25 protein-coding genes and 1 CRISPR repeat array are annotated in these 26,634 nt (G+C 42.2%); of the genes, 11 read left to right on the forward strand and 14 right to left on the reverse strand.

Annotated elements, in window-relative coordinates:
- The 3 genes from GJB62_RS09555 to GJB62_RS09565 all read right to left on the reverse strand — a co-directional run bounded on the left by GJB62_RS09555 (position 1) and on the right by GJB62_RS09565 (position 3,646).
- Positions 1–1,170: an NDP-sugar synthase gene (locus GJB62_RS09555; RefSeq protein ID WP_114084284.1), complete on the reverse strand. Its 1,170-nt coding sequence runs from the start codon at positions 1,168–1,170 to the stop codon at positions 1–3.
- Between the two features lie 231 nt (positions 1,171–1,401).
- Complete coding sequence (locus tag GJB62_RS09560; protein ID WP_114084283.1) at positions 1,402–2,232, reverse strand: ScpA family protein; 831 nt, start codon at positions 2,230–2,232, stop codon at positions 1,402–1,404.
- Positions 2,233–2,560: 328 nt separating this feature from the next.
- Positions 2,561–3,646, reverse strand: a complete 1,086-nt coding sequence (locus tag GJB62_RS09565; RefSeq protein WP_114084282.1) for an AI-2E family transporter — start codon at positions 3,644–3,646, stop codon at positions 2,561–2,563.
- Between the two features lie 127 nt (positions 3,647–3,773).
- Here GJB62_RS09565 and pdxH point away from each other — a divergent pair, with 127 nt between their 5' ends.
- Entirely contained in the window at positions 3,774–4,418 is a 645-nt protein-coding gene (pdxH, locus tag GJB62_RS09570) for a pyridoxamine 5'-phosphate oxidase (protein WP_114084281.1), read from the forward strand.
- A gap of 157 nt (positions 4,419–4,575) precedes the next feature.
- On the opposite strand, the gene GJB62_RS09580 is transcribed toward pdxH, so the two are convergent.
- A complete protein-coding gene (locus GJB62_RS09580; protein WP_114084280.1) occupies positions 4,576–5,193 on the reverse strand; it encodes an FMN-dependent NADH-azoreductase in 618 nt (205 codons plus the stop codon).
- A gap of 150 nt (positions 5,194–5,343) precedes the next feature.
- Between GJB62_RS09580 and GJB62_RS09585 the strand changes: the two genes are divergently transcribed.
- Positions 5,344–5,757 carry a helix-turn-helix domain-containing protein gene (locus GJB62_RS09585; protein WP_245246126.1) on the forward strand — a complete coding sequence of 138 codons (414 nt, stop codon included), beginning with the start codon at positions 5,344–5,346 and terminating at the stop codon, positions 5,755–5,757.
- A gap of 77 nt (positions 5,758–5,834) precedes the next feature.
- On the opposite strand, the gene GJB62_RS09590 is transcribed toward GJB62_RS09585, so the two are convergent.
- The 3 genes from GJB62_RS09590 to argB form a co-directional block, all read right to left on the reverse strand.
- Positions 5,835–6,719 carry a DUF3153 domain-containing protein gene (locus tag GJB62_RS09590; RefSeq protein WP_114084279.1) on the reverse strand — a complete coding sequence of 295 codons (885 nt, stop codon included), beginning with the start codon at positions 6,717–6,719 and terminating at the stop codon, positions 5,835–5,837.
- A 26-nt stretch (positions 6,720–6,745) separates the two neighbouring features.
- Entirely contained in the window at positions 6,746–7,288 is a 543-nt protein-coding gene (locus GJB62_RS09595; protein WP_114084278.1) for a tetratricopeptide repeat protein, read from the reverse strand.
- Positions 7,289–7,565: 277 nt separating this feature from the next.
- A complete protein-coding gene (gene argB / locus GJB62_RS09600; RefSeq protein ID WP_114084277.1) occupies positions 7,566–8,462 on the reverse strand; it encodes an acetylglutamate kinase in 897 nt (298 codons plus the stop codon).
- A 127-nt stretch (positions 8,463–8,589) separates the two neighbouring features.
- Between argB and GJB62_RS09605 the strand changes: the two genes are divergently transcribed.
- Both GJB62_RS09605 and GJB62_RS09610 read left to right on the forward strand, forming a co-directional pair.
- Entirely contained in the window at positions 8,590–9,069 is a 480-nt protein-coding gene (locus tag GJB62_RS09605; protein WP_114084276.1) for a pentapeptide repeat-containing protein, read from the forward strand.
- 183 nt (positions 9,070–9,252) lie between these two features.
- A complete protein-coding gene (locus GJB62_RS09610) occupies positions 9,253–9,876 on the forward strand; it encodes a Uma2 family endonuclease (RefSeq protein ID WP_114084394.1) in 624 nt (207 codons plus the stop codon).
- A gap of 99 nt (positions 9,877–9,975) precedes the next feature.
- Here GJB62_RS09610 and GJB62_RS09615 read toward each other — a convergent pair whose 3' ends face one another.
- The 5 genes from GJB62_RS09615 to GJB62_RS09635 all read right to left on the reverse strand — a co-directional run bounded on the left by GJB62_RS09615 (position 9,976) and on the right by GJB62_RS09635 (position 15,327).
- On the reverse strand, positions 9,976–10,311 hold the full coding sequence (locus GJB62_RS09615) for a XisI protein (protein WP_114084275.1): 336 nt from the start codon (positions 10,309–10,311) through the stop codon (positions 9,976–9,978).
- Positions 10,299–10,715, reverse strand: a complete 417-nt coding sequence (locus GJB62_RS09620; RefSeq protein WP_114084274.1) for a XisH family protein — start codon at positions 10,713–10,715, stop codon at positions 10,299–10,301. Before GJB62_RS09620 ends, GJB62_RS09615 begins: the two co-directional genes overlap by 13 nt.
- 17 nt (positions 10,716–10,732) lie before the next feature.
- Entirely contained in the window at positions 10,733–11,281 is a 549-nt protein-coding gene (locus GJB62_RS09625; protein WP_114084273.1) for a shikimate kinase, read from the reverse strand.
- A 222-nt stretch (positions 11,282–11,503) separates the two neighbouring features.
- Positions 11,504–12,338: direct repeats of the CRISPR family, unit length 37 nt; unit sequence GTTTCAATCCCTAATAGGGATTTTGATGAATTGCAAT.
- 310 nt (positions 12,339–12,648) lie between these two features.
- Positions 12,649–13,671: a 2-oxoglutarate and iron-dependent oxygenase domain-containing protein gene (locus GJB62_RS09630; protein WP_114084272.1), complete on the reverse strand. Its 1,023-nt coding sequence runs from the start codon at positions 13,669–13,671 to the stop codon at positions 12,649–12,651.
- A gap of 165 nt (positions 13,672–13,836) precedes the next feature.
- Entirely contained in the window at positions 13,837–15,327 is a 1,491-nt protein-coding gene (locus GJB62_RS09635) for a BamA/TamA family outer membrane protein (protein ID WP_114084271.1), read from the reverse strand.
- A gap of 454 nt (positions 15,328–15,781) precedes the next feature.
- Between GJB62_RS09635 and GJB62_RS09640 the strand changes: the two genes are divergently transcribed.
- The 5 genes from GJB62_RS09640 (at position 15,782) to GJB62_RS37410 (ending at position 19,015) form a co-directional block, all read left to right on the forward strand.
- Positions 15,782–16,249 carry a DUF4870 domain-containing protein gene (locus tag GJB62_RS09640; protein ID WP_114084270.1) on the forward strand — a complete coding sequence of 156 codons (468 nt, stop codon included), beginning with the start codon at positions 15,782–15,784 and terminating at the stop codon, positions 16,247–16,249.
- A 67-nt stretch (positions 16,250–16,316) separates the two neighbouring features.
- Complete coding sequence (locus GJB62_RS09645; RefSeq protein ID WP_114084269.1) at positions 16,317–17,231, forward strand: beta-1,6-N-acetylglucosaminyltransferase; 915 nt, start codon at positions 16,317–16,319, stop codon at positions 17,229–17,231.
- 152 nt (positions 17,232–17,383) lie between these two features.
- Complete coding sequence (locus GJB62_RS09650; protein WP_114084268.1) at positions 17,384–18,481, forward strand: Gfo/Idh/MocA family oxidoreductase; 1,098 nt, start codon at positions 17,384–17,386, stop codon at positions 18,479–18,481.
- Between the two features lie 7 nt (positions 18,482–18,488).
- Complete coding sequence (locus GJB62_RS09655; protein WP_114084393.1) at positions 18,489–18,734, forward strand: HNH endonuclease; 246 nt, start codon at positions 18,489–18,491, stop codon at positions 18,732–18,734.
- Positions 18,735–18,769: 35 nt separating this feature from the next.
- Positions 18,770–19,015, forward strand: a complete 246-nt coding sequence (locus GJB62_RS37410; RefSeq protein WP_114084267.1) for a hypothetical protein — start codon at positions 18,770–18,772, stop codon at positions 19,013–19,015.
- 250 nt (positions 19,016–19,265) lie between these two features.
- Here the strand turns inward: GJB62_RS37410 and GJB62_RS09660 are convergent, their stop codons facing one another.
- Positions 19,266–21,983, reverse strand: a complete 2,718-nt coding sequence (locus GJB62_RS09660) for a DUF3536 domain-containing protein (RefSeq protein WP_114084266.1) — start codon at positions 21,981–21,983, stop codon at positions 19,266–19,268.
- Between the two features lie 527 nt (positions 21,984–22,510).
- Here GJB62_RS09660 and cax point away from each other — a divergent pair.
- Positions 22,511–23,602 (forward strand): calcium/proton exchanger, encoded by a 1,092-nt coding sequence (gene cax, locus GJB62_RS09665; protein WP_114084392.1) that lies wholly within the window; start codon positions 22,511–22,513, stop codon positions 23,600–23,602.
- Positions 23,603–23,782: 180 nt separating this feature from the next.
- Positions 23,783–24,922 (forward strand): serine/threonine-protein kinase, encoded by a 1,140-nt coding sequence (locus GJB62_RS09670; RefSeq protein ID WP_114084265.1) that lies wholly within the window; start codon positions 23,783–23,785, stop codon positions 24,920–24,922.
- A 167-nt stretch (positions 24,923–25,089) separates the two neighbouring features.
- On the opposite strand, the gene gndA is transcribed toward GJB62_RS09670, so the two are convergent.
- Positions 25,090–26,520, reverse strand: coding sequence for an NADP-dependent phosphogluconate dehydrogenase (gene gndA / locus GJB62_RS09675; RefSeq protein ID WP_012412521.1), 1,431 nt, complete (start codon positions 26,518–26,520; stop codon positions 25,090–25,092).
- Positions 26,521–26,634 lie beyond the last annotated feature (114 nt).

Consider the following 26,634-nt stretch of genomic DNA (forward strand, 5'->3'; position numbering starts at 1 on the left):
CTAAATTACGTTTGTCCCCAACAATTCCTCTATCGCTTGTCGCTCAACAGGGGTATGAGATGGGGGTGTCTGGCGAGCATCGGTAATTAGCCAATCTAAAGCAGCCGCTTGGACATCTATAGCGGCCCCAGTTTTATCTACACAATAACGTCCAAACACTAGCTTATCGACTAACCTAACTCCTGGCCCCAGGCGCGACCATTCAAAAATCACGCTATTTTCTACTGTTGCGCCACTACATATCCAACAATTGGGGCCAATCATCGCTGGGCCGACAATTTTCGCTCCGTCTTCTATTCTCGTCATACCGCCGATGTAAACTGGGCCTGTGATATCCACTTTGTCCCAATTTACAGCGACATTTAAGCCAGTATAAATACCAGGGGCGACTTCATGACCGGGGATTTGCACATTTTTGATTTCACCCAGCAGTACCCCGCGAATCGCTCGCCAATAGTCTGGGACTTTACCAATATCTACCCATTCAAAATCCATAGGGATGGCGTAGAAGGGAGCTTTGATTTCCACTAATTTGGGGAACAATTGGCTACCAATGTCATATTCCACATCAGAGGGAATATAGTTAAAAACCTCTGGTTCAAAGATGTAAATACCTGTGTTGATGTTGGTGCTGAGGGCTTCTTCAGTTGAAGGTTTTTCTTGGAAAGCTTTAACACGCCCCTCTTCATCAGTGACTACCACACCGTAGCTCGAAACTTCTTCTTGGGGAACAGATTTTGTAATAATAGTAGCGATCGCCCCTTTAGCTCTATGCCATTTAACCGCTTCAGTTAAATCTAGGTCAATCAAAGCATCACCGCACAACACCACAAAGGTATCATCAAAAAACGGTGAGAAGTCTTGAATGCGGCGCATCCCTCCAGCAGAACCGATTGCTTCCCCTACCAGTTTACCGTCATCATCAATTTTGCCTTCAAAGGAATAGGCAATCTGCACCCCAAACCGTTGACCATCACGGAAATAGTTTTCTATTTCTTCAGCCAAATGACTGACATTGACCATAATTTGGTCAAATCCATGTTGGCGTAACAGTTCCAGCAAGAACTCCATCACTGGCTTTTGCAGGATGGGAATCATTGGTTTAGGAATTGTATAGGTAATCGGACGCACGCGAGTACCCTTGCCAGCCGCGAGAATCATCGCTTTCATAAAAATTTATTCCTCAACCACAAGCCAGTTTACTTTCATCGAGTGATACTTAATCATCAGTTTTTATTTCTGCTCTAAGTCATCCCCAAAACAGGGATAACAGGAATTTGGTGGTTATTGCAACCATCTATATACTTAGATGACAAGCGATCGCTTATCTTTTCAATTTACTCGGATTTTGAGACTGAATCAAAAATCTGTGAATTATCTGTAGGGCTACTTTTCGCTTTTTTAGTTCATCGACTGCTCAAAAGGTTTACTGGTCTTAGCTGAATCTGTAATTAGCCGAATTTTAATCTCATTGTAAAACTCCTCTTGAAATAGCTCTACTTTCGATTGAGCCGAAAGTAGTAGTAACGCCCAGAAAACGCTAACTAAATGACTGTGTTTAGACTCATGTCCAGACCCATTTTGCTTGAAAAGCTTTGTCTGAGTCCACAATTCTACAAGTTGTTCTAAATTCAACCAATTTTGTTCTGAATTTAGCTCTCTGGCCGATAAATTCAAGACTTGTTCGAGTTCTCCAGCTACTTCTGTCAGATTTTCTTGGTGAGCTAACTCCAGCGCCTCCCGCATACTTTGGACGCTAGGCAAACGTCTGGGACGAATAGGTTTGCTGACTTTTTCTACTAGTTTTAGCTGGTTTGCCATAATCTGCAATTGCTTGATTAACTCTTGCAGAGTCACCCGGCGCTTTGGTGGTGGCATTGCCGATGGACGACGACGCAATTGCCGTTCTAATGGTAGACGATGACCATGATGTGATATCCCGTCTTCATCTTCCAGCATCGCATCATCTAATACACCATCTTGGATATCGCCTACTGTTGACAATTGCATCAATGTATTAGCTTTGAATAATACCAGCATTGATGCTGATAAAAATGCTTGTCCAGATTGAGACAAATCCGCCTCATAGCCTCTTCCTATTGACTCCGGTGCCATCAGTTCTAAGTAACGGTCAATCACCTCAATTACTTGGACATCCCAAGGGTCAATTTCTCCCTGTTCAGCTTGGTAAATCAGGAGTGTGATTGTTTCTAATAGCTCGGAAGCTTCCATCAACGGGTTCTAAGTTAATTAATTAAGAATCGAAAGACTGTAAATTCAACAGTAAATTCATTGACTCTTGGCAAAGCGTGTACTTAATACATTCGCTTGTGCTTCTTTTAATCAGGAATTGCCTGCTGCCAGTATCCTCTGAAATTTGTAATCAATCACCATTGTGAATTGTGAGATCGGAATGTGCAACTTTTGATATTGGGAATTGAGAAGAGGACTTGGGGACAAGGAGAATTGGGGACAAGGGGAAAGACTTGTTTCAAGTTCTCACCTCTTGTCCCCTTGTCCTCTTGTCACCCTTGTCCCCTGCCCTCCTGCCCCTCCCCTCTCAATCTGGGGGTGGGTCACGAGCAATGGTGACAGTTGAGACAAAATTACTCGGTTTGCCGCTCTTGATCGCATCGAAAGTGCCTTTAATAGTACCAGCAATGGGAACAGCAACAAGCGTTCCTAACAGCCCAGCAATCTCAAATCCCATCAAAATAGCTACAAAAATCCAAATGGGATTCAGCCCGATAAAGTTGCCGAGTAATCTGGGAGCTAACAAGTTATCTTTAAGCTGTTGCATAAGAATTGCCGCTATAGCAACTTGAACTGCTAGCCACCAATTTTGAAGTAGTACTAAAATCGTCACTAGACCAATGCCAAGAGATGCCCCGATAAAGGGAATGAGTTCTGAAATCCCAATTAATATGGCAAACAGCAGGGCAAAGGGTACTTTCATGACTAAGAAAATTGGTGTCAGGGTTAGCATCATGAATAGCCCTAGCAACAACTGACTAAGGAAGAAGTTCTGGAAATTTAGGCGTAAGGATGCGGTAAGAGGCTCTCCAATATTAGAAGGCAAAAGATTGACCAGACCATACCAGACGCGATCGCCATATAAAAGCATATAAAATGCCAGCACAATGACTAACACTACGTCAAATAAGCCTGATAATAGTGTCCCAGCAAATCCCACTGCCCCAGAAGCTAGCTGTTGTACCAAATTCTGAATGTTGGCATTGATTTGACTGGTTACAACCCTGAGATCAATCGGCAAACGTCTTTGCTTTGCCAGCATCTCAAATTGCTCTAAGTTTGCTTGACTCGCGCCTAACCAATCAGGGATCTTATTTAACAGTTGGATTGTTTGGTCAATGATCAACGGCACTAGGGTGACACCTAGAATCCCAAACAGGGTTAATGTTGCTAGTAATACTATGATTACTGCCTGAGTGCGCGTGATTCGGGCACGTTCAAAGAACTTAACCGGGTAATTTAGTAAAAAAGCTAAAATTGCCCCAATGCTCAAGACGGTAATTGGATGCTGGAAGTATCGAAAAAGCACGGACAGTAGCCAGACATTAAGAGCGATAATTGGACCGCTCAGACCATAAATTAACAGGCGTTGAAGGGAGGCCGAACGGCGCATTTTATGCAACCTATCTTAAGATATTCCTGAAAGAATTTGTAAAATTCTTGATGATACTGATTATCATCATAGATATTTTTAACAAAGATATGTATAAGTGTATCTGATAGCAAGGAAGTAAATCAAAATGGACAAAACCGTAGCTGACCTCCGCAAAGACTACACCTTGGAAGGTTTAAGCGAACTTGAGGTAGACCTCAATCCTTTTATCCAATTTAAAAAATGGTTCGATCAGGCTTTAGCCAGTCAACTCCCCGAACCCAATGCGATGACTCTTGCTACCGTCACACCCGACGGTAAGCCCTCAGCCAGAATGGTGCTACTGAAGGATTTCGATGAACGGGGCTTTGCTTTCTTCACCAACTACAACAGCCGCAAAGGACAAGAACTAGCAGAAAATCCTCTGGCGGCTTTAGTCTTTTGGTGGGCAGAACTGGAACGTCAAGTTCGGATTTGTGGGTATGTAGAGAAAGTTTCTGAAACTGAATCCGACCAGTATTTTGATACTCGCCCTCCTAACAGTCGCCTGGGTGCGTGGGTATCTAATCAAAGTGAGGTGATAGAAAGTCGAGAAGTTTTAGAGCGACGTATGCAGGAGTTTTATCGCAAATATGAAAATCAAGAGATCCCCCGACCGCCTCATTGGGGAGGCTTACGAGTGATCCCCACAGAAATTGAGTTTTGGCAAGGGCGCTCTAGTCGCTTACACGATCGCTTGCTCTATAGCCGTTTAGATAATGGCACTTGGAAAATTGAGCGGTTGTCACCCTGAAGAAGAGGCAGGGGGCTGGGAGCAGGGAGCAGGGGGAAGGGAGCAGGGGGCAGGGGAGGCAGGGGGAGCAGGGGAAGCAGGGGAAGAAAAACTATTTATTGATTCTTGAGCCATACCCAATGCCCAATGCCCAATGCCCAATTCCCAATTCCATACATTACCACTGAGCGATCGCGTCTTGAATTGCTGCCCGTGCTTCTGCTAGAGATTGGGTACGGGCATCACCCTCGTTCAGGCTGTTAGCGTTAATAAATTGAATATCTGTAATCCCAATAAAGCCGAAAATAGTCCGCAGGTATGGTTCTTGGAAGTCATAAGCAACGGCAGGGGAGGTTGGGCTAAAGTCACCACCACGGGCTGTAATAACAACTGCCTTTTTACCCTCGACTAACCCTTTAAAACCTTGAGCATCTAAAGAAACAGTCCGGTTAATGCGAACTATTTGGTCAATGTAAGCCTTAAAAGTGGAAGGTATATTGAAGTTATACATTGGCACTCCAAAGACGTAGCGATCGGCTGCCAAAAACTCATCAACCAGTTCGTCAGACACTCTGATTGCCTCAGCTAATTCTGGGGTATGGGTTTCTGGTGGTGAAAATGCTGCCGCAATCCAAGCTTCATTAACGTGAGGAACTGGGTGATGCCCTAAATCTCGATAGGCGATCGCATCTTCAGGATGTGCTGCTCTCCAAGCACTGACGAATTCTTTAGATAGTTCTCGTGAGTGCGATCGTTCAGCACGGGGGCTGGAATCAATATGTAGAATGTTTACCACCAAATATCTCCTGATTAACTAGAGTTTACTGCTTTGACTTTTTTTGAGTCTAAATCCCAAAGCATTACACTCAGATACTAAAAGTAACTAGTTACTAAAGTAAAGTAGTTACCATAAAGTAACTATTGGAAAATTTTGGCGAATTTATCGATGTCTGTCTCTAAAAATTCTGGTGCTTGCCCAATCAGTATTCTGATGTCTTTACTATCAGGCCCTTGGACAATGTATATACTGTGGGTGTTGTGTAATAGTGGGCCGACTCGCTTTGTTGCATTGAAGCACTTAGTCGATGGCATCTCTACCAAAGTTTTAACAGAAAGACTGAGGATGCTTGAGGCAGCAGAGATTATTTATCGCCAATATGAACCAACTGTTCCACCCCAAGTAACTTACGGTCTGACAGAACGGGGTAAGGAACTCATTGGAATCCTTCATCAACTCAATGTACTTGCTGAACGCTGGTATGGCAGCGAACAACGGGAAGAGGGAATGGGGAATGGGGAAGAAGCAAGGGAGCAGGGGGGCAGGGGGGCAGAGGAGCAGAGAGCAGGGGACAAGAGGTGAGAACTTGAAACAAGTCTTTCCCCTTGTCCCCAAGTCCTCTTCCCAATTCCCAATTCCCTCAATAGATGAATAGTCTACTATTCCTGGGTAGCTGCTGCTTTGGGAAGCAATTGAGTTCTGGGATCTGGCATGAAATTGTATCTTAAGTACAATCCTCCCCAGACAAATAGGATAATTAACAATGCACCAATACCAAGGGGACTAGGAAGCCAGAAAACCGCTTCTATGTGGTTGAGTTGACCAGGCTGGAGTTTCCACACCAGTTGATTGCCATTTTTTTCTGGCTCAATGGCAGTTTCAGTTAGTTGAATGTTTTTGGCTCCCCAAGGAGTTTTCAAGCTAAATTCCAAGTCGAGAATTGAACCAGCATTAGCGAGAACATTACCTTTGCTGGCAATTAGAGCAAGCGATCGCAAATCCAAATCATAAATCAACCGATTTCGGACTAAAAGTAAAAAATAATTCTGCTCCAAGAGGACGTTTGATTCAATCTTTGGCAGTTCTGAGTCAGATTTGCTCTGCACAGCATCAGAGGATTGATTTGTACGGGAATTAAAAAATTCGTTGAACTTCTCTTGCAATTCGCTACCACTACTAAAAGGAATTGTAACGATGATTTCTTCTTGGGAAACTCGCTGTGTTTTACCTTCTAGTTGACGGGCGCGGCGTTCTATGCTGTTCAACCATTCGTATACAGAATCGCCACTAAAGCTGGTTAGCCGCTCTCCCAACTTAATATGCTGTACGAATTCACCACTATTTGAATTATCAAAGTTAAGCCCTACATCGTACTTAACACAGCCAGTCAGTAACAGGGATGTTAACAGTACTAGCCACAATATAGGATTTCGCATCGGAAAGACGCGGTTCATTCGATTTCGACCATTCAGTGTCAATACAAAACTAAATGGTCTGATTAACCACAACAAAATCTTTCCGAAAATTGAAGAAGTTGAAACCATAAATCTCCCCAAAAGTCAACATAGTATCAGCCAGGGGTTCCTGAAAAATTCAACCAAACCAAGTACGAGATGGTTAAACCAATGGCAATTAGCGCCACCCAGATAAAGCGATTATCTCTGGTATTGACCTGGCTGAGGTCAACAAATTCTGGCTCTGTAGGTTTTGGCTTCTGCGGCACAGAAGATTTAGTGGGTTTAGCAGCTACAGAAATTTTGAGTTCATTCTCTTGTACTGTGCCCAAATCGGGGATTTGGGTCATCCATTCACTAGGTCTTTTCAGCTTTGGTGCTTTTAAGATGTAAACCATCTGTCGCGCTTGTTTGCTGATTTCAATATAGGGATGGCGTTTGAGTCTTTCGCAAAGAGCGATCGCCTCATCCGTGCGTCCAGCCGCTTCATAAGCTGTCACCAGACAAATTTCTACTTCACCCCCAAAGCGAGAATTACGAGCTAACAGGGCGCTGGCCTTTTCTAAATTTTCTACAGCTTCGCGGTATCGCCCATTTTCAAAGGCAATTTTCCCAGTCTGGTAGAAGGTTTTAGCAATTTCTAAACTTTCTGCACTCACGTCTTATACAAAAATTAGCACTATTTTAATTTTGCCAACACCAGCAATCTTTTTGGAATCTTTTCAAAGATTGGCAATCTAAAAGTGGATAAACTTCTAAAATTTTAACTAAGTAGCTGAGACTATTTTCTGATTAAAAACTCTGGTATCAAATGTAAGTGAGCAAAATATAGAGAGGCAAGGGACAAGAAGTGAGAACTTGAAACAAGTCTTTCCCCTTGTCCCCAATTCTCCTTGTCCCCTTGTCCTCTTCTCAATCCCCCATGCCCCATAAGCATCAAGAGGTAAATTGCGAACCCAAAATCATCGTCCCAATCCCAACATCAGTAAAGATTTCTAGTAAAAGGGCGTGGGGAATACGACCATCGATAATGTGCGCGGCACGAACTCCTTGAGCAAGCGATCGCACACAACAATTAACTTTGGGAATCATCCCACCGGTGACTATCCCATTGACAATTAACTCACGGGCTTCGCGGATATCTACTTTCGGAATCAAGGTAGATTGGTCTTTGTAATCTTTTAAAATTCCACTGGTGTCAGTCAGTAAAATTAACTTTTCTGCTCCTAGTGCCGCAGCAATTTCTCCAGCTACAGTATCGGCGTTAATATTATAAGCTTGCCCCGTCTCGTCTGCGGCGACGCTAGACACTACCGGAATATAGCCATTGCTAGCGAGGGTGTCCAAAATCTTGATGTTAACATTGCTGACTTCCCCCACAAAACCGATGTCTTCTTGACCTTGGGGACGGGCTGTAAATAGATTACCGTCTTTACCGCAAAGTCCTACAGCCAATCCACCAGCTTGGTTAATTAGGGCGACAATTTCTTTATTAACTCGACCAACTAAAACCATTTCCACCACATCCATTGTGGCGGCATCAGTGACTCGCAGACCATTCTTAAATTGTGGTTCGATTCCCAGCTTATCTAACCAACTGTTAATTTCTGGGCCACCGCCGTGTACTACTATTGGACGCAAGCCAACGCAGGATAAGAATACAATATCGCGGATAACTTTGTCTTTGAGTGTGCTATCTTTCATCGCTGCACCACCATATTTGACAACAACAGTGCGACCGGCGAATTGTTGAATATAAGGTAGTGCTTCACTGAGTACACGCACACGAGTGGCTTCAGTTTGTCTGATGTATTCAGAATCGTTGTCCGTCATGAGGAGCCTAACAGAGAGAGTTAAAACCTATTTCAGTCAGTGTAGAAGACTTTGTAACTCGTCACAATCTCTGATGCCAAAGTTGAGTATATTTGTACTGGAATTGAATGAATACAATTTCTAAGCGATGGACGAAGCCATAACAAGAGCGGAAGAAAGAAGAGAACTAGACCGACATTTTGATACTGGAGATATTGAATTCCTCAATAGATTCTTCACGCCCAATACAAGTACTGAAGAATTGCTCAAACGCATTGCTGCTGGAGAAAAAGAGTTTGCTGATATTTGCTTGGATGATCCTAATTTGAGCGGAATCAACTTTGCAGGAGCTAACTTAACTGGTGCTAAATTGTTGGGAGTTAACCTAAGTGGTGCCAATCTGGAGGGCGCTAATCTGAGTTATGCCTTCTTAGATGGAGCTAACTTGAGTGGTGCCAATCTAGAGGGTGCTAAAGTTGCTGAAGCTTCCGTAGTTGGTGCTAACTTGGAAAATGCCAACCTCCGAGGAACTATTGGTTCCTTTGGTCAGGCTCATCGGGCTTTCTACCACAATACTATTATGCCCTATGGGAATATTTGTACTGAACCCTATTGGGAAGAAGGATGAGAATTTCTCCGTTTCTGTGTGGAATCACAGTAACATTCTAGGAAAACTGTTGGCAACCAGTTCACCGATTCAATACCTTTATTATCGACTCAAACCTCGCGTTGCAAACATAACAGATATTTAGGCGATCGCTCCTTCAAACTTCTAGAATTGAAATCATTCGGCTGAAGCTAGGGAATGAAAATGACCACGCTGCTAATTCAAACTGAAAGCACACCCATAACGGTAAATTTCCCCTCCCTTGTACAGATGACAAATGAGCAGTTCTATGAATTCTGCCAAGTCAATGAAGATTTGCGAATCGAGCGCACTGCTAATGGTGAAGTCATCATTATGCCACCAGCTTTTTCAGATACGGGCAACCGTAACTTTAACATTGCTGCACAGCTTGGATTTTGGACTGAAAAAGATGGCACTGGCATAGGCTTTGATTCCAGTACAGGGTTTACGCTACCTAACGGAGCGATGCGTTCCCCTGATGCTTCTTGGATTGAACTGGAGCGCTGGAATGCTTTAACAGAAGCACAAAAAGCTTCTTTTGCACCAATTTGTCCTGATTTTGTAATTGAACTACGTTCCTCTAGCGTAGGCGTAGCCCGTCGTAGACATCGCCTGATAAAATTACAAGAGAAAATGCAGGAGTACATCGATAACGGTGCATCACTAGGTTGGTTAATCGAGCGGCAGAATCGAAAAGTCTACATTTACCGTCCGAATCGAGAAATTGAGATTTTGGAAAATCCTGAAGCAGTTAGTGGTAATCCAGAATTACCAGGGTTTATCCTACGAATGACCAAAATTTGGTAATTTGAGTTTTCCTAATGAGAAACTTGTGTTTTGAGAACGTTAGGAATTGCTTCAAGTATTCGCTGAGAGTAAAGTGACGTTGTTCGAGGAGCGATCGCATTACGCTACGCCATAATCTGTATACTGACGCTTGTAAGGAGCTTGCAAACCCAAGACAATATCCTCTCGTGGTACTCCCATCATCACTAATTCCTCTGCTGGATTGCGATCGGTTAAATTCTGTTGCAGCCAGATTTTGCCGTCTTTAATATCAAAATGGATCACGCATCGATAAATACGATTAAATCCTTGCCAACCTATATTCATCCATTGATAATGATTGCGTTCTGTGTCTAAAATCAGTTGTACTTCGACATCATTATCCGAGACATCATCACTGGCATACTTCGTCAACAATGTTTTAACATATTCTTGATATTTTGCTAGTTTATCCACTCTACAATCACCTCATTTACTGGATTGTAAACAATTAATAGCACCTGATACTGTTTGATCGCAGTTTGAGTAAACTCCAGTTGAAAAAATGTTTTGTACGTATCCAATGGAACTGCTAAGTATAAGACTCGCTCTGGTTCATATCCTGCTAATGCTAGACGGTAACTAAGAAATTGTCCCAAAGCAGAGTAAAAATCTGTAATTGCTGAGGGGTTTAAAAAGCTTTTGATTTCAATTGCTATTTTTTCATTTCCTTTTTCTGCTGCAATGATTTTCTCTACGCCTAAATCAATTTGGAAATTGACTTCCCCAAATTTAAATTTTAATGGATCGCTCGTAATCCTCCATTGTTCTTTTTGCAAAGCTTTTTTAACTGATTCATGAAAAATATCTTTTGCAGACACAGTTAGATTAATATTCCCTATTCATGAGAAACAGTTTTTTTTAGTACGCCAGGAATTGCCTCAAGTATTCGCTTGGCAATGTCTTCAGGCGTATCTCCCTCTTGCACGCTGATGTGCAAATCGGCTTGAGAGTAAAGTGGTGTTCGTTGTTCGAGGAGCGATCGCAATTTACCCTTAAGGTCAGCATCTTGCAAGAGTGGTCTCGTGGTATCTTCAGCTAAACGGCTGTAAATTAGGTCAAATGGCACATCTAGCCACACTATCAAACCGTGGTGCAAGTAACCCCAATTTTCTCGCCGTAATACAATACCCCCACCGGTTGCTATAGTCAATTTTGTAAAAGCACAAACTTGTGAAAGTACATCACTTTCTATTTGGCGAAACCCTGCTTCACCTTCTTCTGCAAATAACTGATTGATAGATTTATCCGTTGCTTTGGCAATGACACCATCAAGATCCAAAAACCCATAACCCAGATGTTTTGCTAGTAAGGGCCCTACTGTCGTCTTACCAACGCCCATCATGCCAATTAAGTACAGGTTAACTCCTTGTAATAAACTGCCCACCAGTCGCTTCGCTCCAATTATGAGTTGTCATCGTTCGCCCTTGGCATCTTTCCTTGGAAGGATATTTGAGCCAGGGATGCCTTAGAGCAAACTTCTCGCTGAGTCACAGTTTCCAATTATAAACCCATTGACTCATACATTTTTGCTTCCCTCCCCAGTATTACCAGCAATTTTTGGGTTTCAATATAGAACGTAAGGTATTGCAAAAAGTAGAAACAGCTAGTTTTAATCCCTAATAGGGATTTTGATGAATTGCAATTATAGGGGATATGGTAGAAGTGTTAGTGTAGACTGTTTCAATCCCTAATAGGGATTTTGATGAATTGCAATCGAATAATCCTGAATGTCCTCGCTGGGTCACTCAAGTTTCAATCCCTAATAGGGATTTTGATGAATTGCAATTTAAAGCCGGGAAAATAAAAGTAACTTATACACGTGTTTCAATCCCTAATAGGGATTTTGATGAATTGCAATTTTGGGTGTGGCTAGTCCTTGGATTACCCCACAGGGTTTCAATCCCTAATAGGGATTTTGATGAATTGCAATAAGTAAGGGAATTTTTAGCGGCGGGTCGTTTCATGGTTCGGCTGTTTCAATCCCTAATAGGGATTTTGATGAATTGCAATTGTATCCCTTTTTGGGTGGTGAAGTTGATAGTTCAGTTTCAATCCCTAATAGGGATTTTGATGAATTGCAATTCCAATCTCTAAAAGTTACAGTAGATAAAAATGCGTTTCAATCCCTAATAGGGATTTTGATGAATTGCAATGACCCCATTGGTTCATCAATCGCTCGAATTTTCAGTTTCAATCCCTAATAGGGATTTTGATGAATTGCAATTTTCAGACAATCACTGATGGATGTGCTTTTGAATTAGTTTCAATCCCTAATAGGGATTTTGATGAATTGCAATGGTGTTAAGGCTCAATCGGTTTTCACTTCACCACTTGTTTCAATCCCTAATAGGGATTTTGATGAATTGCAATTTTTGTGAAATAAACTCTAGTAATGAAAACTTTAGTTTCAATCCCTAATAGGGATTTTGATGAATTGCAATGGCGGGAGCCTGAAGCCCAAGCTATATTTAGTTTTCAAGGTGCGGTTGCGCGGTTCAAGAGCAATCATAGCATTAGAGAATTCGTTTGGAAAGAGTGCCGAGACAGATTGAAAGCTAAAACCCATTTATAGCAAACATTTCAGAGATTGCGCGGATGAGCATAAGGTGATTAGTGAGGTGAAATGCTTGCTGGTGTTGAGATAGAAGCACTTTTTGGTGACTGTAAAATTTGTACACCTACCCTTCCGCGCATTTGACTAGAGGAATCTAACGAAAAGGTGACTCAGCAAAGAATAAATGGTTTTAAACTCTATAATACTGTTCGCCGCAATTCTGGAAAAACCTTAGACACCTTATTTAACACGTAATCACCATAAGTTCCGCGAAAATCATGAATGTTAGCGTTATCCCAGCGATCGCTTATATTGTCATTCGCTACTATATTATCTAATTCGATGGGCTTCACTTCTACATCGAAATTGGGATCGAAAAAGAAGGGGAACGAAAGGCGATGATTTGGGGACTGGTTTTGTACACGATGAGGTGTAGAACGATAGAAACCTCCCGTCATTTTGTCTAGCATATCGCCGATGTTACAGACAAAGGAACCGGGAATGGGAGGCGCAGCAACCCAACCTGATTTGGATTTAACTTGTAATCCGCCTGAGTCGTCCTGTTTGAGAATGGTTAAAACACCATAATCAGTATGTTCGCCAACGCCCCATATCGGATTACCATCTGACGGTGATAAATTAGGGGGATAGTTAAAGATGCGAAACAACACTAAAGGATCTGAAGTATAACGGTCAGCAAAGTAAGATTCTTCTAATCCCAAACTTAGGGCTATACCAGTCATGAGAATGTGTCCCAAGTTTGTCATCGCTTCCATATATTCAAGCACTGTTTCGGCAAATTGGGGAATGTTGGCGGGGAAGAGGTTTGAACCATGCATAGGAGTACCAGCTTGCACTAGTGGGTGTTCGTCTGGGAGTTCAGCACCAAAGTAAATACCTTCTTTCAAGTCGGGTTTACCGGATGTCAGTTCGCCACCAACGGGGAAATAACCTCGCCATGCAATACCTGCCAAAGGCATACGAATTTTAAGTTTAGTTTCCAAATCCTGGGCGAAAAAGTGGCGGCTGAGTTCTTCGAGTCGCTGCTGCAAATTTTCGTCTACACCATGTCCGATAATATAGAAAAAACCCGATTCTCGACACGCTTGCCTAATCTGAGATGCGACGGAATAGAGATTTCCTGTTCCAGAAAGTAAGGCGCTAATATCAATAATCGGGAGAGATGAAAACTCTTTCTCCACAACTTGTAAGTTTTTCATGTTCAGCTTGGCAATATATATTCTTGGTTCCAGACTATTTGCCTATTCACATCAGTAATCTGATTATTGTAGAGACGGCGATTCATCGCGTCTTTATGATGATTTATCGCACCATCAAAAAACCTTAACCGAGCCGTATTGAGAGCAGTGATATAGTTTAATTATTTAAAATCGCTGACCTGTAGTAACTTCAAATCTAACTTCTCCTTGGTCGCTAATTCCTAAGTCGCCTCGAATTAGCCCAAAGGGTGAGTTCAAGCGCAATCCTAAGCCGTAACCAAAGCCGCTTCCAGGTTTGTCTCGTAAGACTCCTGGTTCTCCTAACACGGTTTCGCTAGACCCGAAATCTGAGGCGAAGTCAGTAAAGACAACTCCACCTATTGACTGGAAAATTGGGAAACGATATTCCACCGAAGCTAAACCATAACTCCGACCACTGGCAACTTTACCATAACCGTAACCTCTGACAGAATCTATTCCACCAATATTAAAAGCATCGGCTGGTGGGAAGTCTCCAATAGTTGTACCAATTTGTAAATTAATCGCCAACATTTCTGGATTGTCGGTTGGTTTACCATTACCTATCCAGCTAACTGGGAAATACTGAATATAGTCTCCCCGTAAGCGGTTGCTGGAAATATTCCCCAGTCCAATGGGAATCGCTTGTTCTGTGCTAAAGGTGAGGATTGAGCCTTGAGTCGGATTGTCTCGGCGATCGCGTTGATCTCTGGATACGGCAAATGATACTGTAAATAAGTCATCAATTCCAGTACCGCTCACAGATAGGGGACTCCCTAATCTATCGACCTGGACAACGTTATATTCTCCATCGCGTAGGCTAATTCTGGTATAGTTGAGCGCCACTGATGTATCCCATTCATCAAAAGCTCGTAAAAGTGCCACAGAACCACCAAACCTTCCTTCTCGCACTTTGTCACCGTTAGCCAATCTGATATCTTCGTTGAAGGTTCCCGATGTATTTCGATTACGAAAACCTCTAACGCTATAGCCTAAGCGGTTTGGTTCTTCTGAACGATAACGACTAGTAAATTGACCATCAAATTGGACATCTTTAGTGCTGAACTGCAAAACTGTATCTAATTTATCGTTCAGACCACTAACATTTTCATCTTTATAACCCACCCGACCGTATAGCCCAACGTCATCGTTATTACCGCCTCCTAAGATAAGAGAAGGGAAGCTACGCTCTTTGATTGCATAAAGGATATTAACACTGGAACCATCTTCTTTAGAGTAGACATTGACTTGATTAAATGACTCTAATCTCCTCAATCGTTGCAAGTCTGCTTGAAGTAAATCTTCACGGAATAGCTGACCTGGTTTGAGTCTCAGCAAACCAATGATAAAATCTTTTTGAGTTCGCCCTTTGATTGGCAGACCTTTGTCATTAATAAAACGAATCTGGATATTTTTGACAATTTTTTGGGAAATTTCCAGTGTCTGGCTATCTCCTAAACTAACTCCTATATAATCGCCATATTTGGCATAACCTCCCTCTATCTGGATCGTAGCTTCTGGTGTCACAATCCCACTAGCCCCATCTTGAGTAGATGGTTGCAAGTCTGCAAGGGCCTCTGGATTTTTACCACCCACTAACATTACTGCGATCGCAACTACAGTTATTTGAACTCGCATATTGAAAATCCGTTAGTGTTATTAACTTTACAGCATAGAGCGGATCTCTTGTGCGTAAGTTCTATATTAACCTTGTTATTGGCTATCCCAAAATCCGGTTGCTTGTTTCCCCAGTACTCAGTATAAACTGTCAGACTGTTTTCAAATTGCGATGACCTCCAACGGGCGGTTACGCCATCGCTTAATGCCAAAAGAGGGTACAGTCTCAATACGGTTCAGTTAAAGGGAAAAGGTTTTGAATACATCCTTTACTCCTTACTCGCAACCCCATCCCCCAGCCTACAAGGAAAGTAAAAAATGCTTATCCAAACCGTATTGGGCACAGTCAGGGAAATAAAACCTCTTTCCGAAAACTATGACGGAGAAATACTCAGGTTTTAAGCTCGTTTTTAGCTTTTTTGTAGATAATTAGAGTTGGTAATTATCTGGTAAATCCACCTACACATAAAAAGCCATGAGACAAAAACCTAAACAGCAAATGCGTATATGGGCGATGTTGTGTCATTTGTCGGCTTTGTTGGGATGGATATTATTGTTTTTTTTAGTATTTATTGGCATTCCTTTATATTTACCTTTAAATCTTTTAGCTCCCCTGATCATTTGGCACTTTAAAAAATCACAATATCCTTGGATTGATTTCCAAGGTAAAGAATCTTTGAATTTTCAATTTTCTTTAACATTATATACGTTGATTGTCATAGCAATATCCTTAGTTTTTTTGTTAACTAGTTTTGTCCTGGTGGTGATTAATAATGGTTCATCCAAGGAAATAAAAAATATTTTAGACGGCTTATTAATTGTACTGATGTCATTAATTTTATTTAAATTCATACTACAATCGTTTGTAGTGACTTTTGCATCTGTAAAAGCTTACAAGGGTGAGTATTATCGTTACCCTTTTACAATTAGAGTTTTACGATGACAATAATTGAGCCTCTCTTGACTAAAACCTAGAATTTTCCACAAATACTAACCTTTTAAATTTAAAAATGTACGATACTTCCAAAAATACAATAGGCTTTATTTTACTCAGTCATAGAAAACCACTACAAATTTACAGATTAATAAGTAAGCTAAACAGCCTATTTGATTATCCTCGAATTGTATGCCATCATGATTTTTCAAAATGTGATTTATCTATAAAAAACCTGACAAAAAATATTTTATTACTACGCCCTCATATAGAGACAGAGTGGGCAGGATTTTCTCTAGTAAAAGCCACACTAAAGGCACTTCGACTGATGTACGAAACTCCAGATTCACCAGATTGGTTTGTATTACTCAGTGAATCAGATTATCCAATTAAAACTGCCAAGCAAATATTAGATGATTTAGCATCAAGTCCATACGATGCTTATATTCGCCATGAACAAATTAAATATGAGACTTATAAATATGATGTAAGACCAAGCATTTTATGGCAGAAAAATTCTTATGAACGATATTGTACGAAGTCGTTTTCTTTCCATTATTCAAAAAAATACAGCACTCAAGTGAATTTAGAGATCCGTTTAGAACATCCGCTATTAACAAAATATTTCCTTCCTTTTTCAAAGAAACTTCTTTGCTTTAGTGGAAGTCAATGGTTTTGTGCAAATCGTAAAGCTGCTGAATATATTATCGATTTCCACAGCAAGGGAAATGCTTTAACTTTGCACTATAGTAAACTTAGGTATGCAGATGAGTCGTATTTTCAAACTATACTTGCTAATGCATCTCATCTCAAGCTACAAAATGACAATTGGCGTTATATTGATTGGTCAGGTGGAAGTGCCACTCATCCAAAGACATTGCTTATGGAAGATATACCTAATCTGATAACATCATCTGCTCACTTTGCTCGGAAATTTGATATTGACATAGATAGTACTATTCTGGATGAACTTGATATAATTACGTTTTAGTACCGAATATAAAATTTTACAAAAAAATTATTTGTAGAGAGACTGCCGAGAAAATCAGAAAACTTATTGCTTCATATAAGTAACTTTGTTTAATCAGTCTGGATTGTTTAAAATCTCTATAAAAATTATACAAGTATGGGAGTAAGTATGATATGGTCAAAATTGCGATCGCAGGCACTGGATTTGGTCAAAAAGTCCACATCCCTGGATTCCAGGCACATCCTCAAACTGAGGTAGTTGCTGTCTATCATCGAGATATAAATAAAGCCAAAGCCATAGCAGAATCCCATAATATTCCACACGCCTCTGATTCTCTGGCTGATATTGTGGCATTACCAGAAGTACAAGCAGTCAGTATCTCTACGCCGCCATTTTTGCACTATGAAATGGCAAAAACTGTACTGCAAGCTGGGAAACATTTATTACTAGAAAAGCCGACAACCTTAAATGCAGTCGAAGCTAAAGAACTTTATCAGTTAGCGAAAGCAAAAGGTGTAATTGCAACTGTAGATTTTGAATTTCGCTTTGTACCAGCATGGCAGTTATTTGCTGAATTACTATCAGAAGATTATGTAGGTGAGTTGCGCCTAATCAAAATTGATTGGTTAGGTTCTTCTCGTGCTGATACTTCACGCCCTTGGAATTGGTATTCTGACAAAGACAAAGGAGGTGGTGCATTAGGATCTTTAGGTTCCCACGCCTTCGATTACATTCACTGGTTATTCGGGCCAGTCCGGAGATTAAACGCCCATTTGAGTACTGCGATTCCTACACGAGTTGACCCTGTTAGTGGGGAATCTAAGCCAGTGAATACAGATGACAACTGTATATTAACGCTGGAATTAGCAAATGGTACACCTTGCCAAGTTTCTATCAGCGCGGTTGTTCATGCACCAAGAACCCATTGGATAGAAGTATATGGCGATCGCGGTACATTAATTGTAGGCAGTGAAAATCAAAAAGATTATATACACGGCTTTCGTGTTTGGGGTTCCCAGCCAGGTAAACCTCTAACGGAAATAGAAATACCAAATCGGTTGATTTTTCCCAAAAATTATGCTGATGGGCGGATTTCGGCATTTATCCGCGTAGTAGACCAATGGGTGCAGGGAATTGAACGCAATCAGGAAATTACACCATCACTGCGGGAAGGAATTTATTCTCAGTTGTTGATGGATTTATCCCATGAATCTCATACAAAAGCAAGTTGGGTCGATGTACCTAGCTTGGAAAGATTTCTTAGCAACTAGAGAGAAAATGAGCAAAACTCCCCGTATTCGTATCCCACCGGAAGTCAAGAAATATGTTTTTGAACGTGACAAATATCAATGTCAAAGCTGCGGTAAAACTACTACAGAAACTCACCTTAGCATTGACCATATTATTCCTCTCGCCCGTGGTGGTCAAAATGATATCAGCAATTTACAAACTCTCTGCCTTACCTGCAATCAGCAGAAAACAGACAATATTGATCCCCGCTTCCGGCGATATTTTGAGCTTTAGGCTAAAATTGTGTGGGCTATTCGTTTCTTATTTCTATGCCTCAAAATCACAATAGCAATTCCCGAAGATTCCCCAATATTAAAACTACAATTCTTTACCTCTTCACCTTCATGACTGTTTTAGTAATAGCCTTTCCCTGGCTATATGAGGTTAAAACTAAAGCTGGGATCAACATATCACAGAGTCGCCATGCAGGAACCTTTTTTGAGAAACATACATTTGGACTCTTCAGGTGTGAGTGGCTTTATCCCTACTATTGCGATCGCTCCCAGGCTAGGTAAAGGAAATTAAAAAGAAAAGGGGAAAATTTTCCCCTTCTCTGTGCGTGAGATTTTTACCCTGCGTCCCCGCATCTATCCCAGCCGCCACGCAGGAACCTTTTTTGAGAAACATACCTTCGGACTCTTCAGGTGTGAGTGGCTTTATCCCTACCATTGCGATTGCTCCCAGGCTAGGTAAAGGAAATTAAAAAGAAAAGGGGAAAATTTTCCCCTTCTCTGTGCGTGAGATTTTTACCCTGCGTCCCCGCATCTATCCCAACTGATTGGAGATCGCGCTGACATCAACGGCTAATTTCTTACCCAACTTGAGCAACTGAAGACACTGATTATCTCCTTCATTTCCAAGGCTAGTAATACACACCGGCGCTATCTGACTATGCAGACAACTAAAATAGAGTTCTTGCGATCGCTGTAGGGAAATGTCAATATTTAGTTGATCCCCGACATCAATCAATCGCTCCAATAGTTGGATATCTGCATTAAAGCTACCATTGGCATCATGCAATAATTGCCAGAGCGATCGCGCAATTAACTGTTCTAACATTTGCTTACCGTCGGGAATATTCAGCCGACAACGCAGATGTTTTGCTTCAGTAGCGATCGCTTCCAATTCTAAGATGTGACTCCAACTCTTTTGGGGATCGGCGATATCTTGCTCTAGCGATCGCAATGTCATGAGACAGCGATGCCCTAAAGCAATATCTGCTGCTACCTGCAACTCTTGTGGTACTGCTATTTCATCTCGATGAAACGCCATCAGCACTCCATAATTATCACGGTAGGCTTGGGTATACAACTGTCCTAAGCGTGTCAGTGTTTCCTGACTAAGCAGTCGCATAATCCGGTGGCGTTCTTCAGCAAATAGATTCTGTAAGCTGAAAGCTTCTTCGCCAAATAGCTGTGTCATGGCCAAGATAGTATGAGCCGCACTAGCTTGTTTTAGTGCCCCAAACAGCTTTTCTTTTAATTGGCTGTAGTCACGCCGCCCAGTAAATTGTTGAATGCAGCAGTGGAAATCCCAGCCTCCCAAATGCAGAACCGCAAATACCAAATGCTCACTTTCCCAAGTAATCTCTGATACCAGCTTTAAATTTCCTACAGCCAGAGTTAGCGATCCCATCCGTTGCAGTTGGTAATCTAGCTCATTGGCAGCATAGCAATAAACTTTTTTGTGGTAACGCTGAGATTGTTTGTCAGCAACATCTTTTCTAGGCAAAGAATTGTGCGTCTGTGCTGGTTTCTGATTGGTAAATAGGGAAGTAATGGCGTAATGGGATGCTACTTGCTTAAAGCCAAGCTGGGCAGTTAACACGAGTTGCCGATAAATTTCTGCACCGTGTTTGAATTCATCGACATTACTGGGGGCTAAACCAAGACGTTTGACAAAGCCTTTTTCTAACTGTACACCAGCCACTTCCCCTGCCAATTCCAAAGCACGGGCGGCATAGCGCAGAATTTGCGTCCCCTCTGGACGGGAAATTTCTTCAAAAAACCAACCGCAACTAGTGAACATCAATAAAGCGTGACGCTGCATTTCTAACAAGCGCAAAGCGTCTACTTGTTCGGCTGCGGTTAGTTTGTGGGTTTGATGACGGGCGAGAAAACGGTTGACATTGGTAGCAGAGCGATCGCGCATCACTTGGATATATTCATCTCGTGTTTGCCAGGGATCGCGAAATAACTGCCTACCATGTTCCTCATAAACCTCAGTTAGCTGATCCCGCAACCAATTGAGGGCATCCCGCAAGGGACGACGCCATTTTTGATGCCAAACACCGCCTTCCCCACCGCAACCACAGTCATCTTCCCATCTGCCTACCCCGTGGGCGCAACTCCAGGCTGTGACTGACTTCAATTCCACTTCCCAACCGGGAGAATTTAAACTGAGGTAGTGGGCAAAGTTCGTTACCGTCCAACCTTGTTGAGGAAACTCTTTAGTAAAGGCGTAGGCTAAAGTTTTTTCTGTTCCCTTCTTGTGATGTCCGAAGGTTTCCCCATCCGTTGCCACAGAAATTAACTGTGCCAGACGATGATCCCCACGCACTGCGGAACCGATACGTCCGGCAAAGTGACTTGAATTATAAACGACATCACTAAAACCCATATCCCGCGATATCGGCCCATCGTAGAAGAAGATATCAATGTAGGGTAATTCTTCTGTACTACCATCGTTGGGGCTAGTGGCGATCGCACTCAGAGGTGAAGATGAAGTGTCTAGTGTGGGCTTCAAATAACAACGATAGGGACGGGTGGAATCAATCTGACTACCACCAACTTCGATCCATTCAGGATGGGGATGATCTGGAGTAGGGAGGGGGCGGCAACGCAGTGCTTGAGACGGTGCCAGGACAATGAAGCGAATACCTTCAGCAACAAGGGCTTCTAGGGTGGCGTAGTCTACAGCAGTTTCCGCTAACCACATTCCTTCGGGATCGCGTCCAAAGCGGGAGCGGAAATCTTCTTTACCCCAGCGAATTTGGGTATATTTGTCGCGTTCATTCGCCAGAGGCATGATGATGTGATTGTATACTTGCGCGATCGCATTACCGTGACCATGCAAGCGTTGGCTACTCTTAGCATCAGCCTCTAAAATCCGCTGATAAACTTCCACATCGTAGCGTTCTAGCCACGACATCAGCGTCGGCCCGATATTAAAACTAAAATACTCGTAATTATTGACGATCCCCACCACTTCACCTTGGTCATTTAAGACTCTGGCAAAGGCATTCGGGCGATAGCATTCCCAATGAATCCGCTCATTCCAGTCATGGAAAGGTGCAGCGCTCGGTTGGCGTTCAATTGCGTCCAGATAAGGGTTTTCCCTTGGTGGCTGGTAAAAATGACCATGCACCGTCACATAAACACCATTAGCCTTTCTCAGGGGATCGGTTTCTTTGGTGTTATTGGGATCTGAATGTAATGTTAACGTTGAGCCAGAGCTAGCTGGCATTTCAGCAGCAGAAGTCATGTATATTTATCCAAAACAAAAAACTTGCAGTTGCACCGAAAACATTGTGCATAAACCTTTCTCCAATGGTTTAAACACAAAATCCGGTATAAACAACAACTATGGAATCCAACCAAATTTTTGACAAATCTTTCTCATTGTAGTGGGAAATCTGCGTTATCGCACAGCCCTTTCCCTGAAGGCTCAAATGTAATTAGCCATTGAACAAAAACTCAGTTAGGGGTTTCCTCTTTAGCAGCGCCAATTAAAATTTTAATTGTCTTTTAATATATTAAACCCCATTCTTGATGTAATATGTTGGCTCCGATTCATACTTTTGCAACGAAAGATTACAAAAACTCCTTAAATCGCAATCTTATTTTACATACGCTGTAGTGAACTGAAAACAGTACAATTTCTGAATTGGTCTACAGGTGGTTGAGAGTACCATATCGGAGTGATGAGTGAAAGTAATTTTTAATTCAACACTCCAAATTTAAAATTTAGGATTGCTAGCTGTGAATGATACCCTCAACCCAAAACAACAAATGTCAACCAAAAACATTATTCTTTTCGTTCTATTACTGTTTATCCCAGTTTCTGTAGCAGCCCACTTTTTGGAGTGGGGAGAATTGATAGTTTTCATTACAGCTGGATTAGCAATTCTGCCCTTAGCAGCTTGGATGGGTACAGCCACAGAAGAAATTGCTGTCGTGGTGGGGCCGTCATTGGGGGGCTTGTTAAATGCCACCTTTGGTAATGCAACAGAACTAATCATCGCCCTAGTAGCGCTGAACGCCGGGTTAATAGATGTAGTTAAAGCCAGTATCACGGGATCGATTATCAGCAACTTACTACTGGTAATGGGTTTCTCCATGCTTTTGGGAGGACTGCGCTACAAAGAACAAACATTTCAGCCAATTGTGGCGCGGGTGAATGCTGCTTCGATGAATTTGGCAGTGATTGCCATTTTGATGCCAACGGCGATGAATTACACCTCTCAAGGAATTAGCGAAGAGACAGTGCAAAATCTTTCTATTGCTGTTGCCGTCGTATTAATCCTGGTTTATGCTCTAACGCTGCTATTTTCGATGAAAACCCACTCTTATTTATATGATGTGGGTGTAGCGGAGACAGAAGCAGAGGAAATCCCTCATGCTAAACCAAATATGATGTTGTGGGTTGGTGTACTGCTAGTATGTACCTTGCTAGTGGCACTTGAGTCAGAAATGCTAGTTGATTCTCTGGAAGTGGCCACATCTCAGCTAGGTTTGACGGCACTGTTTACAGGGGTAATTTTGGTTCCCATCGTCGGTAACGCGGCTGAACACGCCACAGCAGTCACGGTGGCGATGAAAGATAAGATGGATCTTTCCCTTTCGGTAGCTGTGGGATCAAGTATGCAGATTGCCCTATTTGTCGCGCCCGTTTTGGTAATAGCTGGGCGGATATTGGGTAAACCAATGGATTTAGATTTCAAACCCTTTGAATTAGTTGCTGTGGTTGTGTCAGTGTTGATTGCAAACAGCATTAGTTCTGATGGTAAATCCAATTGGCTCGAAGGCACTTTGTTATTAGCTGCTTATACAGTATTGGGATTCGCCTTCTACTTCCATCCAGTTATGGAAGGTATGGGGTAGTTTAGCAGTGCATAGGCGTAGCCCGTCGTAGACATCGCTCTTGATGATTTTAGATTCTTTTGGTTCATCATTCCTCCACCCGGTTTTCCCTCTTCTGCATGACACAAATCCAAAATCTGTTAATTACACGCTTTTGCCTGGGACAGGAGAAAATAAGAACATATAAGAGCGATCGCCTGTATGAGCTACTGCCTTAATCCCCATTGTCCCAAGCCTGAAAATCCTCATGATGTCAAGTTTTGCCGGACTTGCGGTTCTAAGTTACTCCTCAAAGAACGTTACCGTGCTATCAAACCAATCGGACAAGGTGGTTTTGGCAGAACCTTCTTAGCTGTGGATGAAGATAAACCTTCAAAACCACGCTGTGTAATTAAGCAATTTTATCCCCAATCCCAAGGCACTAACACTCTTGCCAAGGCCGTAGAGTTATTTAACCAAGAAGCGGTGCAGTTAGATGAATTGGGTAAACATCCCCAAATTCCCGAACTCCTGGCATATTTTACCCAAGAAGATCGCCAGTATCTTGTACAAGAATTTATTGACGGGCACAACTTAGCCCAGGAATTGGCACATAGGGGTGCTTTCAATGAAACGCAAATCCGGCAACTATTAAATGATTTATTGTCAGTTTTACAATTTTGTCATGCTAGACACGTAATTCACCGTGATATTAAGCCAGAAAATATTATTTTACGTAGCGGTGATAGCAAACTAGTATTAGTAGATTTTGGTGCAGCTAAATCTGCCACTGGCAACGCCCTAAATCAAACTGGTACAAGTATTGGTAGCCCAGAATATGTTGCCCCTGAGCAAATGAGAGGTAGGGCTGTTTTTGCCAGCGATATTTACAGCTTGGGTGCTACCTGTATTAATTTATTAACCCAGCGATCGCCTTTCGATTCTTATGATACTAACAACGATACTTGGGTTTGGCAGAAATACTTAAAAACTCCTGTTAGTAATCATTTGAGTCACATTCTCAACAAAATGCTAGAAAGCATTCCCGTTCGGCGTTATCAAACAGTAGATGAAGTTCTTAAAGACTTAAATCCACATTCGCAAGTAGCAGCCACACCAGCCATAAAGCCAAAGCCTATCCCTCAATCACCACCCAATTCGCCACCCGCTTTTGTATCGCCATCTCCTAGTCAAATCGATCTAGAATTAGAGGAAATGAAAACTCAATTTCTGGGTGGCAACAAACCTCAAGCCAATAAAATACAACCACCAATTTCCACATCTCAGCCAACGAGTAAAAACGAAATAGATCAAGAATTAGAAGAATTAAAAGCCAAATATCTTGGTAATAATAATCCTTAAAATCAATAAACAGTAGAGAATTGCTATTATCCTCCTCTCTTCCTCTGCGTTCTCTGCGCCTCTGCGGTTCCTTAAAAAAAGTGACTCTGAAACTCAGAGCCACTTCTAAATCTGTATTTTGAAACTGACTAACCTCTCACAATATTCTGATACAGATGTGCAAAAGCTTACTTACCAGCTTCAGCAATAGGAACCCATTCAGTATGGAAACTTCCGGGCTTATCAAGACGCAGGTAGGTATGTGCGCCAAAGTAGTCGCGTTGTGCTTGAGTTAGATTTTGGGGCAAGCGATCGCGGCGATAGCTGTCAAAATAATCTAAGGAGGCGCTAAACGCAGGTACTGGAATTCCTACTGTTGCGGCTGTCGCAATCACTTCCCGCCAAGCAGTCTGTCTGTCAAGAATTGTCTGCTTAAATTCGGGAGCTAACAGCAAGTTAGGCAAAGCTGGATTTTCGCTAAAAGCCTTCTTAATCTTATTCAAAAAGCGAGCGCGAATAATACAACCACCTTTCCAAATCCGCGCCATTTCGCCCAGATCCAAATTCCAGTTATATGTTTTTGAAGCTGTGGATAGCAACGCCATCCCTTGAGCATAAGAACAGATTTTTGAGCAATAGAGAGCATCGCGTACTTTATTGATAAAGTCCTTGGTTTGCCCGTCATACTTGCCACTGGGGCCTGTGAGGACTTTAGATGCTGCAACCCGCTCATCTTTAATCGAAGATATAATCCGGGCATTAACTGCTGCTGTAATTGTAGGAATAGCAACTCCCAATTCCAATGCAGTTTGTACAGTCCAGCGTCCAGTTCCCTTTTGACCTGCTGCGTCAACAATCAAATCCACCAGGGGTTTATTTGTTTCTGGGTCAATATATGGGAAGATATTCTTCGTAATCTCAATCAAAAATGAATCGAGTTCATCGGTGGTGTTCCATTCAGCAAACACATCATGTAGCTGACTGGGGTTTAATCCAGCGACATTTTTCAGCAAGTCGTAGGCTTCAGCAATTAGCTGCATATCGCCATACTCAATGCCGTTGTGTACCATTTTGACATAGTGGCCAGAACCACCAGGGCCAATATAGGTTACACAAGGGCCATCATCGACTTGGGCAGCAATTTTGTTGAAAATTGGTGATAGAAACTCGTAAGAGCTTGTTGTACCTCCAGGCATCAGAGATGGGCCATTTAGTGCCCCTTCTTCACCGCCACTGACACCCATACCAAGATACCGAAGCCCAGCGGGTTCTAATTCCTGAGTGCGTCGTTCCGTATCTTCAAACCAAGAGTTGCCACCGTCGATAATGATATCGCCTTCCTCTAACAAGGGTTTGAGTTGAGCAATCACCGCATCCACTGGCTTACCAGCTTGCACCATTACGAGAATTTTGCGGGGACGTTCCAATAAGGCAACGAATTCTTCTAAGGTAAAGGCGGCTTTGACGTTCCGTCCTGTAGCACGCTGCGCCATAAACGCATCCGTTTTTTCTCGGGAGCGGTTGTAAACTGCAATTGGGAAGCCATTGCGCTCTACGTTTAGAGCGATGTTCTCACCCATAACGGCTAATCCAATCACACCAAAGCTTTGTAGTGTCATAAAAAATTTCTGGCTAACTCTCTTGCAGATCCTTTTACTTTAAGGGTAGTCCGATATTTTCCGTTCTCCCCTAAAGAAGACCTTAAGAGTTGAATAAAGGGCAAAAATTCACAA

The sequence above is a fragment of the Nostoc sp. ATCC 53789 genome (assembly GCF_009873495.1).
Lineage (GTDB): Bacteria > Cyanobacteriota > Cyanobacteriia > Cyanobacteriales > Nostocaceae > Nostoc > Nostoc muscorum_A.

Bases quoted from the DNA above. Each gene is read 5' to 3' on its own strand.
- GJB62_RS09560 (WP_114084283.1), bottom strand. From the start codon at position 2,232: ATGGAAGCTTCCGAGCTATTAGAAACAATCACACTCCTGATTTACCAA.
- gndA (WP_012412521.1), bottom strand. From the start codon at position 26,520: ATGACACTACAAAGCTTTGGTGTGATTGGATTAGCCGTTATGGGTGAG.
- argB (WP_114084277.1), bottom strand. From the start codon at position 8,462: ATGACGGACAACGATTCTGAATACATCAGACAAACTGAAGCCACTCGT.
- GJB62_RS09640 (WP_114084270.1), top strand. From the start codon at position 15,782: ATGAGACAAAAACCTAAACAGCAAATGCGTATATGGGCGATGTTGTGT.
- GJB62_RS09610 (WP_114084394.1), top strand. From the start codon at position 9,253: ATGACCACGCTGCTAATTCAAACTGAAAGCACACCCATAACGGTAAAT.
- GJB62_RS09555 (WP_114084284.1), bottom strand. From the start codon at position 1,170: ATGAAAGCGATGATTCTCGCGGCTGGCAAGGGTACTCGCGTGCGTCCG.
- pdxH (WP_114084281.1), top strand. From the start codon at position 3,774: ATGGACAAAACCGTAGCTGACCTCCGCAAAGACTACACCTTGGAAGGT.
- GJB62_RS09635 (WP_114084271.1), bottom strand. From the start codon at position 15,327: ATGCGAGTTCAAATAACTGTAGTTGCGATCGCAGTAATGTTAGTGGGT.
- GJB62_RS09630 (WP_114084272.1), bottom strand. From the start codon at position 13,671: ATGAAAAACTTACAAGTTGTGGAGAAAGAGTTTTCATCTCTCCCGATT.
- GJB62_RS09590 (WP_114084279.1), bottom strand. From the start codon at position 6,719: ATGGTTTCAACTTCTTCAATTTTCGGAAAGATTTTGTTGTGGTTAATC.
- GJB62_RS09585 (WP_245246126.1), top strand. From the start codon at position 5,344: ATGTCTGTCTCTAAAAATTCTGGTGCTTGCCCAATCAGTATTCTGATG.
- GJB62_RS09660 (WP_114084266.1), bottom strand. From the start codon at position 21,983: ATGACTTCTGCTGCTGAAATGCCAGCTAGCTCTGGCTCAACGTTAACA.
- GJB62_RS09605 (WP_114084276.1), top strand. From the start codon at position 8,590: ATGGACGAAGCCATAACAAGAGCGGAAGAAAGAAGAGAACTAGACCGA.
- GJB62_RS37410 (WP_114084267.1), top strand. From the start codon at position 18,770: ATGCCTCAAAATCACAATAGCAATTCCCGAAGATTCCCCAATATTAAA.
- GJB62_RS09655 (WP_114084393.1), top strand. From the start codon at position 18,489: ATGAGCAAAACTCCCCGTATTCGTATCCCACCGGAAGTCAAGAAATAT.
- GJB62_RS09650 (WP_114084268.1), top strand. From the start codon at position 17,384: ATGGTCAAAATTGCGATCGCAGGCACTGGATTTGGTCAAAAAGTCCAC.
- GJB62_RS09565 (WP_114084282.1), bottom strand. From the start codon at position 3,646: ATGCGCCGTTCGGCCTCCCTTCAACGCCTGTTAATTTATGGTCTGAGC.
- cax (WP_114084392.1), top strand. From the start codon at position 22,511: ATGTCAACCAAAAACATTATTCTTTTCGTTCTATTACTGTTTATCCCA.
- GJB62_RS09670 (WP_114084265.1), top strand. From the start codon at position 23,783: ATGAGCTACTGCCTTAATCCCCATTGTCCCAAGCCTGAAAATCCTCAT.
- GJB62_RS09645 (WP_114084269.1), top strand. From the start codon at position 16,317: ATGTACGATACTTCCAAAAATACAATAGGCTTTATTTTACTCAGTCAT.